This window comes from Belliella marina (assembly GCF_042682445.1).
GTDB classification, from domain to species: Bacteria; Bacteroidota; Bacteroidia; order Cytophagales; family Cyclobacteriaceae; genus Belliella; species Belliella marina.
In genome coordinates, this window is record NZ_JBHUHR010000031.1 from 159,103 (window position 1) to 174,102 (window position 15,000).

Below are 15,000 nucleotides of genomic sequence, written 5' to 3' on the forward strand. Positions count from 1 at the left end.
GCGCAAAGGCTTGTTTAGGGAAGATCTGTATTACCGATTGAATGTTTTTCCAATCTATAATATCCCTCTGAGGGAAAGAAAAGATGATATACCCTTACTCGCCCAATATTTCTTGGAAAAGTATTCTGCCAAAGCCGGGAAAGCTTTCAGGCGTATTTCAGCAAAAACAATTGAATGTTTGATGAATTACAACTTTCCGGGTAATATCAGAGAGCTGGAAAATTTGATAGAACGCGCCGTAATAGTAGAGAATGGGACAACACTGGGGCCTGGAAGTTGGATACCTGAGAAGGATAACTTAGACCTCAACAATGAGTTTCAGTCCTTTGAAGACAAACAAAAAGAATACATCATAAAGGTACTCGAACATACAAATTGGCGAATTAGCGGCCCCAATGGAGCTGCGGCAATTTTAAAGATGAAGGACAAAACCCTTTTTGCAAAGATAAAGAGGTTGGGAATTGAAAAGTTGGTTAGTTTGAAGGGATGAAGTGAATATTTAGGTCTCCAAAAAAAATCGGGATTAGACTTTTGGAGGCCTAACAATAAACTGTCAATAGAAAATAACATTGTGGATACTCTTAATATTTTTTATGAATATCCGCTTTCACAGCAGTATCCACATTTAATTAGGTACATACATTGAATTTCAGCTGCTGTCGACAGTCGACGATTATCCACATGATTTCATGCGAAATATTCACCTACTGGTGTTATTGCGGATACTCATAATATTTTTTTCTTTTATTATTTCCTATCCTTTCTTTCTGTCCCTTTTAAGAAAAAAAATCTTACAATTTTTGATTTTTTACTGGTTTACAAGAGACTTGGGGTTATTATTGAATTTTATTCAAGTGTAAATAGAAAATTTCTTATATATGAGAATTTTATTATAAAATAGAATTATTTAAATCTTTAATTGGGTGTTAAAATACTGGAGATCAAACAATTATGATTGTGGCACAATAATCGTAAATGGAAGTCTATAATTACACACTAAATAAAAAATTATCATGAACAAAACTCCAAAGATTGGTCTTCAGGGCCTACTTCGACCCGAAGACAGTATAGTAGTATTGATCGATCACCAACCGTATCAGTTTACTAATTTGAACAGCCATGAACCTACCCTAATTATCAACAACGTAATTGCCCTAGCGAGAACGGCAAAAGTTTTTGATATACCCACTATTCTTACTACTGTAATTGAAGAGCGTGGAGGTTTTATCATTAAAGGCCTTCAGGATGTATTTCCTGAACAAAAGCCAATCAATAGGACATTTATCAATACTTGGCAAGATCCAAACGTCACTGATCTTGTTAAAAAAAGCGGACGTAAACAACTGGTCCTTGCAGGTTTATTTACTGAAATATGCGTTGCAATGCCTGCTATTCAGGCTTTAGAAGATGGATATGATGTTTTTGTTGTCACTGATGCATGCGGCGGAGTAAGTTCAGAAGCACATGACATGGCTGTACGTCGTATGGTTCAAGCAGGGGTTGTTCCGATTACTTGGATGGCAGTTTTAGGTGAGTGGCAACGCGATTGGGCTCGAACTGACACCGCAGCCAAACTATCTGCTTCTATCCTAGAACACGGTGGAGCAAGTGGTGTTGCATTGGCTTGGGAACTGCAGCTCTTGGCGACCCATGGCGAAAGTGGCAACTAACACTTCTATACTATAAGTTGGATCAAGCTAAAGGTTGTGCAATATTTTTTGCATAGTCTTTAGTTGACTCCTGAGCTGTTTCTCAATAACAAAATAAATTTATGAAAAAGGATAATATGAATATTGATTTAGCACTCCTAATGGAAGAAAACCTGGCTCAAGTATGGAGCCAAAGGGACGCTTTAGCCAGAATGCAAGCCATAGAGAATATCTACGCTGTTGATAGCAGTTTGTATCATGTAGGACATCAGACAACGGGGCTTGAGGCTATCAATCAAAGTGTAAACAATGTGTTGGCAAATATGCCTAAAACATTTTCTTTTTTTAAGCTTAAACCTGTGGTAATCAACAATGATATCGGTAGGCTAATCTGGGGAGTGGGTCCTGATATAGATTCACTGGTAGCCACAGGGATGGATGTTGCTGTCTTTGAGGATGGGAGGATAAAATCTTTATATGTATTTCTTGACTAATTAAAATTGAGGTATGAAAAAGAAAACCAGTTTTTCAACAAAAGGACAAAGAGCTGACATCGGAGACTTGACAATTTATCGGTTGTTGGCCAATAGGTATACAGATGCAGTTGGTCCATTTGTATTCTTAGACCATATTGTTCCTAAAATACATTCATCACCTTTAAATGGTGGGACTGGAGGACATCCACACCGAGGCATAGCTACTTTAAGCTATATTATAGAAGGGGAAGATGAGCATTTTGACAGTGCAGGGAATTATGCTAAAGTATATTCAGGTGGGATTCAGTGGATGAAAGCCGGAAATGGCATTATCCATGATGAAACATTGAATGTAGATTCTCGAACAGGAAGCAACCGTACGCATGCCTTCCAATTTTGGATCAATCTTCCTGCAAAAAACAAAGCCGAAAAACCGGAGTATCTAGCGATCCAAAGTGATGAAGTGCCCCAAAAATCGCTTCCAGATAATAGTGGTTGGATAAAAGTTATCGCAGGAGACTTTGAGGATCTACATTCTGTGATCCCCAATTACTCAGCTCAGTTTTTATATCATATCCATGTTGAAGCGAACAAGACCTTCTCTATTTCCATAGAAGAAAACGTAGAAGTGGCTGCGTTCCTTCCAAATAAAAACACAATCCTTAATGATGTGGAATTTTTAGCAGGAGAATTTATAGAATTCGATAGGGCTGCAGGTGAGATAACGATTGTAAACAAATTACAGGAAGCTACCGATGTCATTTTATTTGGAGGTGAAGACTATACGGAGCCAATCGTGGCAGAAGGTCCATTTGTAATGAATAGTAGAGCTGAAATAGGAGATGCCTATCGCGACTTCTATTCAGGGAAATATGGCAAAATCAAGCAATAATAAACATGCTCCTCTTATTGGTAATTCTAGTGAATATTAACTGTAGTGCAATAATTATGACTACTGAAAAAAAGCAACTCACTTTTGGTGAGCATAATTTTTTTACCCATCCCCAATATCAGCCATATCAAAAACAGTAAGCATATAAGCAACAATGTCTCGTCATCGGTTTTGGTTAAAAGTTGAAATGAAGACCAAAGAGGTAAAAAAATAACACAATATGACTTGTAAAAACCAGAAATACAGTAACAGTTTATTAAACAAATAAATATTTATAAACATGAAAAGACAAGCAACAGCCGTATGGAACGGCACAATTAAAGAAGGCAAAGGAATCCTTACTTCTCAAAGTGGAGTTTTAAAACAAACACCTTACACTTTTGTATCCCGATTTGAAAGCGGTTCTGGAACCAACCCCGAAGAACTGATAGCGGCTGCCCATGCCGGTTGTTTCACAATGAAACTAAGTGCGGATCTATCCACCGCAGGATACAATCCTGAGGAACTGACAACAACATCAACAATCACATTGGATAATGGTGTTATCACAAAATCAGACTTGGTTTTGACTGCAAAAATAGCAGGGATTACAGAATCAGAGTTTCAAAAAATAGCAAAATCCGCTGAAGAAACTTGTCCTGTTAGTAGTGTCCTCAACCTAGCTATTACTTTAAATGCAACCTTACTTTAATATAAGAATGAAATGGAAGCGATGAAAAAAGTATTTATGACTTCAGCACTAACTATGGCTGCTAGTCTTGTTGTTGCACAGAGCAATGATGTTTCTTCCTTTGGAAGAGAAGAATTCATCACAGTGGAAAAAAACGTCAAATTACACGTAACGGATCTGGGTGAAGGAACACCCGTGGTCTTAATCCACGGGTGGCCATTGAGCGATGCAATGTATGAGTATCAATACCAATTTTTGGTTGATAAAGGGTATAGAATTATTGGAATTACGCTACGTGGTTTTGGAAAGTCGGATAAACCATATGGCCCTTATAACTATGATGTATATGCGAAAGACATTCACCATATATTGGAAAAATTGGATGTCCAAGATGCATTGCTTGGTGGTTTTTCAATGGGTGGTGCTATTGCGATTTATTATGTGGCCAAATACAATAGTGCCAGGGTAAGCAAGCTAGCCTTATTCGGTGCAGCGGCACCAGTCTGGACCAAGAGAGTTGATTACAACTACGGCTTCTCGATAGAAGCTGTTGATGAACTGATCGCACTAAGCAAGGTAAATAGACCGCAGCTGCTGGAGAATTTTGGAAAAATATTTGGAGCTAGTGAGACGTCTTTGCCTTCAGGTATTGGGAATTGGCTTGGAGGTATCAATCTGGAAGCTTCTCCCTATGCCACTACTCAGAGCTTGATTGCCTTGAGGGATACTGATCTAAGAAGTGATCTTGCTAAAATAAAAATTCCAACAGCTATTTTCCACGGGACACAGGACAAGATATGTGAATTTGCTCTTGCCGAAAAAATGAATCAAGGGATAGAAAATTCATATATCGTAAAATTTGAAAAAAGCGGACACGGGTTGTTTTTTGAAGAATTGGAGAAGTTTAATGCTGAATTGCTCACTTTTCTACAAAAGTAAGATGTAGTGTTAATGGACGAAAGCTCCAAGTTTTGCTTTGTTTAAAAATAGTGCAATAATCATTATAATATCCCCCTAGTTCCAAAACAGGAAGCAATCCTTTCATTGATATAGTCCAAAATCACATTGAAATGTCTTCTTTCTATCCAAAAACAGACAAAAAAATAAAAACATATTATACAACAATGGAAAAGAAAACCATTAATACAGTAGCTATAACAGGCGCAGGAAGTGGTCTTGGACTTGATTTGGCAATCGGCTATGCAAAAAAAGGCTACAAGGTTTTCGGTACAGCAATCTCTCCTCAAGAAATCGAATCAATCAAAAAAAACCTGGGTAGTTTAGACATAACATTAACTGTGACTGATATTACCAAAGAACAGGATGTCAAGAATTGGAGAGAAATCGTTTCTTCAAAATTGAGAGATCAGGGTTTGGATATTCTAGTTAACAACGCCGGAGTACTAACTCCTGGCCCAATGGAAGTGCTAGAACTCGAGGCAATCAGGAAAGAATTCGAAGTGAATGTGTTGGGCAGTATTTCTACAATCAAGGCCTTTTTGCCATCACTTAGAAAGACCAAAGGTCGAATTGTGCAGATAGGTTCATTGACCGGACTGTTTTCTCTTCCTTTCAGTGGGCCATCAAGTGCTTCAAAAGCCACAATGGAATCTTTTGCAGACGTCTATCGAATTGAATTAAAGCCCCAAGGAATTGATTTTATAATGGTTCAACCCGGAAACATGCGTACAGGCGGCCCAGCGAAGACAGCCGCTCAATTGCAACAGATTTCGGATGCTATGTCGCAAGAACAAAGGCAACTTTATGGCGATCAATTTGAGAAATTTAGTTCAGCGCTTAATGCTATGCAAACCAATGGTTTAGATGCTGATATTGCAGCTACCAAGATAATAGAAATTTCGAAACAGATACCTGCTCCTATACGTGTAGCCGTCGGTCAGGATGCAGAAGAATTGCTTCTAATGGTAAAGCAAAAAACAGATGCAGAACTAGATGAGTTCAAAATGGAAGTTTTGGGACTCGGTGTTTTAAAACAATAAAGTTCTGCATTATACATAATTCTCAAATGCTGAAAATTTAGTATGTGTATTTCTCCAAACATTACTTGAAATACTTTTACAAGATCTAAAGAGCATGATGATTAAGTCAATGATAGCCTTATAGCCATCTACAATTTAACTAACCATTCTTATTTCAAGCCTTATGAAAACGAATAAAATCAAGATCATTATAATTCTTCTCTTAATTTTTAGCAGCTTTTCTTATGCTCAGCAAAACCCCTTCATGGACTATGTGCTTAGCTGGGATGGTGAATCTTCTATATTGGAGGTTGAACTCACATATTCTGTCTCTCAAAAAGACAGTACTGTCTTTATTTTCGGAGACCCAGATTTTGGAGGACAGAATGATATATTCAATACGATCAAAAATATTCGTGTTTCTAAACCTGAAGAGCTCAGGCTAGACGAAGCGAACAGGCGAATCACCGTATTTCATAACGGGGCAAAAAAAAATAAGATCAGCTATGAAATTGACGGTTCATTTAATGTTGACAAACCGACTGTAGCATCACAAACAGAATTATTCAGACCTGTAATCACCAAAGGAATGTTGACGATGGTAAATATACATTTTACCATGAAAATAACTGATGAAAGTAATCCTTTGGTGTCTTTTAGTTGGCATAAGTATCCTGAAAATTTCACTTATTTCAATTCCGTCCAACCATCTCAGAAAAATCCATCAATGAGATTTACAGACAATTATGACAAACTTTCGCATATACTTTATTTCGTAATGGGGGATAATATTGACGTGAAGGAATACAACGTCATGGGTGTCCCTTACTATTGCGTCACCACAATTGAAGATAGGTATGGCAATGATCTTCAAGGGAATTTCATTCCTTTTTTTGAAAGCTATTTCCCTAGTATCCATAGGTTTTGGAATGATACCGATTTCCCTTTCTATTCTTTAACCGTCACGGCCCTACAAAACAACCAAAAAGAAATTGGCGCTGGCGGTTTTGGAATCAAAAACGGCTTTGTAATGAAGCTGGGGAAAAAGTTTGATACAAGGGAAAAGTATGTTACGGCACATGAAACTTCTCACAGTTGGATAGGAATAAAGATGATGTTAGGCCATGATAGCTTCGATAATCAATGGTTCGGTGAAGGGTTTAACGATTATATCACAATCATTAATTTGGCTAACAGCAAAATTTTTGAGAAAGAGGACTTTCTAAATTACATGAATGAAGACAACTTCAAAAAGCACTACAAGAGTGAGATCAAAGGTGTGCACAATGACTCAATTGCTGCAAAGTACTGGACGGATTATGCCAATTATGGAGTTCTTCCATACAAACGTGGGCTTATCTACGCTTTTTACCTAGATAATCAAATCAGGTTAGCGTCGAATGGGAAATTCACCCTCAGGAATATGTTGCTTGACCTGCATGCACTTAGAAGAACCAAAAAGCATGATGAGATTTTAACAGTAGATGATTTTATTGATGTAGGTGCTGCATATTTAGACAAAAAAGAGCTTGCAGAGCAGATTGCTCAGCATATGATAGAAGGGCAGCCCATTGATTTTACCAACATAAAGCTTATTGATGAATTTGACATTGAAATCAACGACGGTGTACCGAAGCTAAGCTTAACAGGGAACTCCGACCTGTTAAAAATATATCGATGGTAAACAAATGTGTATATGGTTGCATGGAAGAAGGTTTCCGGAGCTACCGTAACCCATGTGGAAGATCATGAGAATGGAATTATCTATAGCAACGCAACCTTACCTGATGGCGGTTTTTACACTATGAAAGGTACAATAAAGTCTTTCTAGGATTTTGGGATAAAAATGAAATGTGATTGATAAAATTAAAAAATAATAAAAATGGAATTAGTAGAAATGTTACAATGGCGATATGCTACAAAGAAATATATCGGCAAAAAAGTGTCTAGTGAAAAATTGGAAAGGATCATCACAGCAATCAATCTTTCTGCATCCTCAGTAGGAATCCAACCCTATAAGGTTTTGGTAATTGAAGATCTGGATGTAAGGAAAAAATTGAGTGCCTATTCATTCAATCCCCAAATTATGGACTCCTCTCACTTACTGGTTTTTGCCGCATTCGATTCGATAAATGCAGATATAATCGAGGATTATGTAAAGTTGATTGCCAAGGAGCGAGAAATTCCTGTTGAAAGATTGGCCGTATTCAAAGAAAAAGCACTTAATGGACTGCTAAAGAAAACTGACGAAGAAAATTTTATTTGGGCGACAAAGCAGGCTTATATCGCTTTAGGCACTGGATTGATAGCAGCAGCTTCAGAAAAGGTTGATGCAACACCTATGGAAGGGTTTAATGCTGAGAGTTTTGATGAATTGCTGGGGTTAAAAGAAAAAGGTTTGAAAAGTGTGGTCTTGATGTCATTGGGTTATAGAGATGAGAAGGAGGATACTTTTTCAAAGCTAAAGAAAGTAAGATGGCCAAAGGAAGATTTTGTAATAACTATATGATAAACAATAAAGATTCCATAACATTTTAAAGTGAATTTGAATATGAAGTCAAGCAAAATAATATCTAATCCTATTCGAATTGGTTATAGTCTTTCACTTTTTGGACCTGTAGCAGAGAATACAAAAGCAGTAATGCTCGCACACAGTATTTGGGAAGAAGACATCAACAACAAAGGGGGGCTTCTTGGCCGAAAAGTAGAATTGGTCTGTTACAATGACAATGGGGATCCTTTACAGGTAGCCGATTGCTATGAGAAGCTTTTGGATGAGGATAAGGTGGATTTGGTAATTGGAGGTTATGGTACCAATACTATTGCAGCTTCGATGCCTGTAATTATGGAGCGAAGACGATTCTTGGTTGGGCTGATGGGGTTAGGGGTCAATCTTAACCTGAAATATCCCAATTATTTTTCGATGATTCCCACTGGTCCAAAGCCAAATTCCTCCCTTACAGAAGGCTTTTTTGCACTTGCAGCTTCCCAAAACCCTAAACCTCTTACTGTTGCCATTCTTTCTGCCGATGCAGAATTTTCGAAAAATCCTGTAATAGGTGCCAGAGAAAATGCAGAGAAATATGGGTTTCAGATTGTCTACGAGAATATATATTCTCTTTCGACAAAAGATTTCACATCTTTCATTGATCAGGTACAATCTACCAATGCCGATTTATTATTCATATGTTCTTATTTGAATGATTCTATAGGATTGATTCGGACAATTCATAAAAATGGCTATCGTCCAAAGATGGTTGGAGGAGCAATGATCGGTCCGCAGAGTGCTTCTGTAAAAACAGAACTTGGTCCCCTGTTAAACGGCTTTGTCAATTATGAATATTGGATGCCCGTACCAAAGATGGACTTTCAAGGTGTTGCTGATATGCTGGTCAAGTATCAAGAAAAGGCAGTAAAAGCAAATTTAGATGCTCTGGGGTATTATATGGCTCCTTTGGCTTATGCTCAATTGCAAGTTCTTGAACAGGCAGTAGTGGCAACTGAAAGTTTGGATGATGAGACTCTTTCAGAATATTGCCGAAAGAATGATTTTGAGACTGTCATCGGTAATGTGCGGTTTGATGAAGGTGGTGAATGGACTAAACCAAGGGTGCTACAAGTGCAATTTCAAAACATTGATAACCATGACATAGAGACATTTAGAGATAATCGTGTGCAAGTGGTTGTAGAGCCTTCTGCCTACGCATCTGGATCGTTAATATACCCATACTCGCCCTGATATCTGATTTGAAAAGGAAATGCTATGACTATTCAAGAATACTTATAAAAATAATTTGAGGATCATACCGGTTAGTCCGTTAGTTATTGTCCAATTCAAACCATACCCAGAGGAATATTCAAATTTCTTGCTAAAATTAGGTATAAATTAACTATTTATTTATGAAGTATCAATTAGAAAACCCAATAAAAGGAAAGTTAGGATCTCAAAATTACAAAACTTCCATTCTGTGGAGAAACGGTGAGTTGATATCGGATGAGCCTGAAAAACTGGGAGGTCAAGATTTGGGTCCGGATCCTTTTACGCTCTTACTTTCATCTTTGGTCTCATGTACAATAGCGACACTCAAGATGTATATTGACCAAAAAGGTATAAACCTCCCTAATCTAGAAATTGAGGCAAACATGTTTTACAAAATAGAAAACAGGGAAAGGGTAGCATATATAGAAAGGAACATTCATTTTGGAGAAAAGCTTGATGAGGAGCTGAAAGATAAACTGTTATTGATTGCGGAAAATTGTCCTGTATCGAAAACTTTGAAAGGAAATATCCATGTGTTAACCGAGGCAATTAGTTGAAGTCAAAGTGTGCTTTTGGGTCGATGATATAAATGAAGAAACTCTTTGTACACTAAAAAAAGAATAACCGAAAATAACGGTCTAAGTAATTTAATTATAGCCACATAAATTTTGAAAAGAGTTATGAAAAGATTAGAAAACAAAGTAGCAATCATTACTGGTGGAGCAGGAGGGGTGGGGGCAGCAGAAGCGGTCCTATTTGCCGGCGAGGGTGCTAAAGTGTTAATAACTGATATTAAGGAAAATGGTCTAAAAGACGTCTCAAATCAAATAACAGCTAGTGGCGGAACTGTTCATTATATGATACACGATGTCACCTCTGAGCAGGATTGGAATGAGGTTGTAGAAAAAGCTATCAAGCTCCATGGTAAGATCGATATCCTTGTGAATAATGCCGGGATTACTGGGAATATTACGCGAGGCTTAGAAGAAACATCCCTAGACGAGTTTAAAAAGGTTGTAGAGATTAACCTTTTCAGTCAATTTATAGGAATCAAGGCTGTAGTACCTCATATGAGAAAAAACAATGGTGGATCAATCATCAATATATCTTCTATTGCAGGATTAGATCGGCTAAGGCCACAGCATACACAGCCTCTAAAGGTGCCGTAAGACTTTTTACAAAAGGTGCTGCCGAATTTGCCATGGATAACATTCGAGTTAATTCTGTACATCCGGGTTACGTAGATACACCTATGACCAAGGGTCTGGAAAATGCAGATGAATTCAAAAAAATGGCTATTGGTATAACTCCAATGGGGCTTGAAGCAGTTGTGGATGAAATTGCCTATGGCGTACTTTATTTGGCATCTGATGAATCGTCCTATACCACAGGTTCAGAAATGGTAATAGATGGTGGTAATACAGCGTTTTAATATAAAATTTTAAAATAAGAATATGATTAAGCGCGATATTCAAAAGAAGTGGTCGGTGTCACCCCAAATTGACACACCCATACATAAGCAAAATCTGGTTCTTCCCGGTAATCAATGGGAGGCTTTTGATCCGTTTCTGATTATGGCCGAAGACAATATGAAAAAGGGAGCCTTTGACCATCATTCCCACAGAGGAATTGAAACAGTAACTTATATGATAGATGGTGTGCTCAAACATAAGGATAATCTGGGAAATGCAGGAGAGTTGAGAAAAGGCGATGTGCAATGGATGACAGCAGGTAAAGGCATCCTGCATATTGAAGAAGCTCAGGAAGATGGCTTTGCACACTTACTTCAGTTATGGGTTAATTTGCCTGCAGAGCATAAGATGGTTGAACCCAGGTATCAGGAAATCCCCCACATAGAGGCATCCGTACGCAAAGAAAATGGCGCCGAAATAAAAGTGATCTCAGGATCTTCTGCTGGAGTTATTTCACATACAAAAAACTTTGCCGCTGTGACCATGGTGGAAATTAGCTTACAGGCGAATCATTCCGTTGTTCAGGATTTTCAGGCTGATTTCAATGGCTTTATCTACATCATAGAAGGTGCTGGTGTTTTTGGAGCAAATAAAGTGGCGGGCAAAAAGAACGATGTTCTTTGGCTGACACCGTCCGTTGACAACCCCAGTGAAGTTGAATTACATGCTACTGAACCACTGTTGTGTGTTGTGATAGCGGGAAAACCTCTAAGAGAGCCAGTTGAGGCAAAGGGTCCTTTTGTGATGAATACTGAAGAGCAAATTAAGCAAGCATTTAAGGATTTCAGGGAAGGAAGGTTTGGGGATTGGCCTCAAAACTAAATAAGATACGCTGCTCGCAACTCAGTTTTGCTAAAATGGTGAAGCCGCATTGCTGATTAGCAAAACTGTCAAAGACTGATGATGGAACCTATATCTGCTGTTACCAAAGATTTTGAAAAGAGTTTAATTATTAATTAATTTATTATTATGCTAGATATTGTTATAAAAGCCAGAGAGGCTAAAATTTCCTCAGATTTTGGAGTTAAGCGTATTCTTCCCTATCAACTTCGCAGAATGGTTGGGCCTTTTATTTTTATGGATCATGGAGGTCCAATAAACTTGCCGAAAGGTTCCGTAAGCAGCCTTGATGTATTGCCACATCCACATATTGGTTTATCTACAGTAAGTTATTTGTTCAGTGGCAATGTGACACATAGAGATAGTCTTGGAATAGAGCAAGTAATAACTCCAGGTGAAGTGAACTGGATGACCGCGGGAAAAGGAATTACGCATAGTGAAAGATTTGAAGATCCTGCAATGCTGGCTGGAGGAGAGCTGGAAATGATTCAAACATGGGTAGCGTTGCCCGAGAAAGATGAAGAGAGCGATCCTTCTTTTGAAAACTACAAACAGGAACAATTGCCTGTCTTTACGGATACAGGAGTTTGGATGCGGTTGATTGCAGGAGATGCCTATGGTTTGAAAAGTAATGTAAAGACACATTCTCCCTTGTTCTATGTACATGTCGTATTGGAGGAGGGAATCCATTTTGGCTTGCCTACTGAGCATAGCGAGCGGGGAGCTTACATTGTCAGGGGAAGCGTAGATGTAAATGGAACCACCTATACTTCAGGTAATCTTATGGTATTCACCAAAGGAGTTGATCCTTTGATTATAGCAAGAGAAAAAACCACTTTGATGATGCTCGGCGGGGAACATCTAGGTGATCGGTATATTTGGTGGAATTTTGTGTCCAGTAGAAGGGAAAGAATTGAACAAGCTAAGGAGGATTGGAAACAGGGACGAATTATTTTACCTCCAATGGACAGCGATGAATTTGTTCCATTACCTGAAGATAAAAGCAGACCGGCTGGAGGTCCTCCTCCAAATGCCCTTTCCTAAGCTGATTTTAATTTCAGAAAATAACATCAAACCACCATCAACAAGCTCAAAATGAAATTGGATTCAAATGATAAAGAGGGGGATTCGAGGTCAATTTAAAAATAACTTGAATTTGTACCAACTGTATTTAAAAAAGAAAAATGGAAATAGGAATAGATAGTTTTGCTTCTGCAATGTATGGCAGTGAGGCTCTTAGTAGCGTAGATGCTATGGAGCAGTTACTCGATAGGATCCAAAAAGCGGATGAATCGGGGCTTGATGTATTTGGTATAGGTGAACACCATAAAAAGGAATTTCTGGATTCTGCCCCGGAAGTAATTCTGGCGGCAGCGGCTGCGAGAACAAGTCGAATTACCTTGGGCAGTGCTGTCAAAGTTTTGAGCACTGATGACCCTGTAAGAGTATATCAAAGTTTTGCGACTCTCGATCTCATTTCTAAAGGTCGGGCAGAACTGGTCGTGGGACGGGGATCTGCGATAGAAGCTTTCCCACTTTTTGGCTATAACCTAAAGGATTATGATGCTCTTTTCAAGGAAAAATTGGAACTATTGCTTGAGATTCGAGATAAAGAATTCGTTACCTGGAAAGGGAAGTTCAGACCAGCGCTTGAAAACTTACCTGTATATCCAAGGGCCAAACAAAAAAAACTCCCTATTTGGTTGGGTGTAGGCGGAACTCCTGAATCATTCATGAGAGCAGGATCATTGGGATTGCCCCTAATGGTTGCTGTAATTGGTGGGGAAACAGAAAGGTTTCGACCGCTTGTTGATCTGTATCGTGAAGCTGGCCGAATAGCAGGCTACTCACCAGACCAGCTGAAAGTTGGGCTTCATTCACCTGGCTACGTTGCCGAATCCAGTGAGAAGGCGATTGCAGATTACTTCCCGGGGTATGCCGAGCTATGGACCAAACTAGGCAGAGAGCGTGGATGGCCACCGGTAACTAGGATGCAATTCAATGCATTGGTTGCACCTAAAGGAGTATTGGTAGTTGGAGGTCCAGAACAGGTCGCTGAAAAGTTGATAAGGCATAGCAAAGCACTAGGGGGAATCGACCGTTTTACTTTTCAAATGGATAATGCGGGTTTATCTCACCAACAATTGCTACAATCCATTGAATTGATCGGAACCAAGGTTATTCCACTTATTAAGGAATCTATATAAAAGTAATGTACAAAAGATTTGGAGAATAATTCTCTTAACCCCGATTAGAAGAGATAGATTAGAGTCAAGAATCTAGATGCAAGATGAAAGACTTGAAACTCACGAAAGAGAACCGAGAAACAAGAAGGACGCGACAGTCTGAGACAAGAGTGTGAGGTGTGAGTGAAACGAGAGGCAAGAACCGAGAACATGCCCTGAAAAGCCTGTCCTAGGGGCACTTGAATAAGGATAACATCTGTCCTAAAATATCATCTGAGCATAGGGTCAAAAACCCTATGCTCAGATGATAAGATATCCATTGTTGTAAAAACTTTTTAGAGCGAGTGGCAACGTTCCGTAAATGCATATACAATTATTAACAGCATATATAACCCAAATATTAATCCCGTATTCAGAATTTCTGCTTACGGGATTTTTCTTTGTTGGCAATTAAGACAGTCGATAAATTTTCCTAAATATTAGAAAAATGAAATATTTAGGAAAATATAAATCAATAAATATATTTTAAATTACTGAAAATCAATTTATTAAATATTGGCATGCAATTGGTAATTGGGGCATTGCTTCACAGTCGAAAATTTAGATTTCCATTTTGGTTGAGCATAAAGAAAAGAGGCTATTCTTTATGTTATCAAAACCTCCACTAAGGATTATCATCTAAAATTGAAAGAAAAACACACAATAATCTCCTATCGAAAATTTTAAGAATGTCACAATACAAAATGAACATATGAAACCAATATTTGAAGATATCCCTCTTATAAAAAATACAGCCAAAAAAAGATTTGAAATAGAAGTAAATGGAAAATACGCATTTATAAATTATGGTGAATTCCGGAATCAGATCGCTTTGGTCCATACGGAAGTCGAACCTGAGTTAGAAGGGTCAGGAGCTGCAAGCGCAGTGGTTGAAAAGACCTTACATTATATCGAAGACAACAACCTAAAGTTATTGCCATTTTGTCCTTATGTGTTTGCTTATATAAAAAGATTTCCAGAATGGAAACGTATTGTAAGTGAGAAATTTAAAGGGTATGACAAGCTATAATCAATAT

At 38.2% G+C, this 15,000-nt stretch carries 16 protein-coding genes and 1 pseudogene; all 17 read left to right on the plus strand.

The genetic code is table 11. The features are described from left to right. The coding region (locus tag ACFSKL_RS11275) for a sigma-54-dependent Fis family transcriptional regulator (protein WP_376886329.1) at positions 1-490 on the plus strand (490 nt) is incomplete at its 5' end. A 523-nt stretch (positions 491-1,013) separates the two neighbouring features. Further along, positions 1,014-1,670 carry a hydrolase gene (locus ACFSKL_RS11280; protein ID WP_376886332.1) on the plus strand — a complete coding sequence of 219 codons (657 nt, stop codon included), beginning with the start codon at positions 1,014-1,016 and terminating at the stop codon, positions 1,668-1,670. A gap of 101 nt (positions 1,671-1,771) precedes the next feature. Further along, positions 1,772-2,143: a nuclear transport factor 2 family protein gene (locus tag ACFSKL_RS11285; protein ID WP_376886333.1), complete on the plus strand. Its 372-nt coding sequence runs from the start codon at positions 1,772-1,774 to the stop codon at positions 2,141-2,143. Positions 2,144-2,156: 13 nt separating this feature from the next. Then, on the plus strand, positions 2,157-3,017 hold the full coding sequence (locus tag ACFSKL_RS11290) for a pirin family protein (RefSeq protein WP_376886336.1): 861 nt from the start codon (positions 2,157-2,159) through the stop codon (positions 3,015-3,017). Between the two features lie 280 nt (positions 3,018-3,297). Beyond that, the gene (locus ACFSKL_RS11295) at positions 3,298-3,708 is read left to right on the plus strand and encodes an OsmC family protein (protein WP_376886337.1); all 411 of its coding nucleotides are present in this window, start codon (positions 3,298-3,300) and stop codon (positions 3,706-3,708) included. A gap of 12 nt (positions 3,709-3,720) precedes the next feature. Beyond that, the gene (locus tag ACFSKL_RS11300) at positions 3,721-4,626 is read left to right on the plus strand and encodes an alpha/beta fold hydrolase (RefSeq protein ID WP_376886338.1); all 906 of its coding nucleotides are present in this window, start codon (positions 3,721-3,723) and stop codon (positions 4,624-4,626) included. A 131-nt stretch (positions 4,627-4,757) separates the two neighbouring features. Then, a complete protein-coding gene (locus ACFSKL_RS11305; protein WP_376886339.1) occupies positions 4,758-5,687 on the plus strand; it encodes an SDR family NAD(P)-dependent oxidoreductase in 930 nt (309 codons plus the stop codon). 163 nt (positions 5,688-5,850) lie between these two features. Then, positions 5,851-7,350 carry a gluzincin family metallopeptidase gene (locus ACFSKL_RS11310; RefSeq protein ID WP_376886340.1) on the plus strand — a complete coding sequence of 500 codons (1,500 nt, stop codon included), beginning with the start codon at positions 5,851-5,853 and terminating at the stop codon, positions 7,348-7,350. 12 nt (positions 7,351-7,362) lie between these two features. Further along, positions 7,363-7,497, plus strand: coding sequence for a MoaF-related domain-containing protein (locus tag ACFSKL_RS11315; RefSeq protein WP_376886341.1), 135 nt, complete (start codon positions 7,363-7,365; stop codon positions 7,495-7,497). A 51-nt stretch (positions 7,498-7,548) separates the two neighbouring features. Further along, positions 7,549-8,175 carry an NAD(P)H-dependent oxidoreductase gene (locus tag ACFSKL_RS11320; RefSeq protein ID WP_376886342.1) on the plus strand — a complete coding sequence of 209 codons (627 nt, stop codon included), beginning with the start codon at positions 7,549-7,551 and terminating at the stop codon, positions 8,173-8,175. A gap of 42 nt (positions 8,176-8,217) precedes the next feature. Further along, the gene (locus tag ACFSKL_RS11325; RefSeq protein ID WP_376886343.1) at positions 8,218-9,405 is read left to right on the plus strand and encodes an amino acid ABC transporter substrate-binding protein; all 1,188 of its coding nucleotides are present in this window, start codon (positions 8,218-8,220) and stop codon (positions 9,403-9,405) included. Between the two features lie 161 nt (positions 9,406-9,566). Then, on the plus strand, positions 9,567-9,983 hold the full coding sequence (locus tag ACFSKL_RS11330) for an OsmC family protein (RefSeq protein ID WP_376886345.1): 417 nt from the start codon (positions 9,567-9,569) through the stop codon (positions 9,981-9,983). A 123-nt stretch (positions 9,984-10,106) separates the two neighbouring features. After that, positions 10,107-10,786: pseudogene (locus tag ACFSKL_RS11335) on the plus strand (SDR family NAD(P)-dependent oxidoreductase); the annotation flags it as partial. Positions 10,787-10,913: 127 nt separating this feature from the next. Further along, positions 10,914-11,720 carry a pirin family protein gene (locus ACFSKL_RS11340; protein ID WP_376886346.1) on the plus strand — a complete coding sequence of 269 codons (807 nt, stop codon included), beginning with the start codon at positions 10,914-10,916 and terminating at the stop codon, positions 11,718-11,720. A gap of 147 nt (positions 11,721-11,867) precedes the next feature. Next, positions 11,868-12,782, plus strand: a complete 915-nt coding sequence (locus tag ACFSKL_RS11345; RefSeq protein WP_376886347.1) for a pirin family protein — start codon at positions 11,868-11,870, stop codon at positions 12,780-12,782. 140 nt (positions 12,783-12,922) lie between these two features. Continuing rightward, a complete protein-coding gene (locus tag ACFSKL_RS11350; RefSeq protein ID WP_376886348.1) occupies positions 12,923-13,945 on the plus strand; it encodes an LLM class flavin-dependent oxidoreductase in 1,023 nt (340 codons plus the stop codon). 730 nt (positions 13,946-14,675) lie between these two features. Then, positions 14,676-14,993 carry a GNAT family N-acetyltransferase gene (locus ACFSKL_RS11355; RefSeq protein ID WP_376886349.1) on the plus strand — a complete coding sequence of 106 codons (318 nt, stop codon included), beginning with the start codon at positions 14,676-14,678 and terminating at the stop codon, positions 14,991-14,993. The last annotated feature ends 7 nt before the right edge of the window (positions 14,994-15,000 follow it).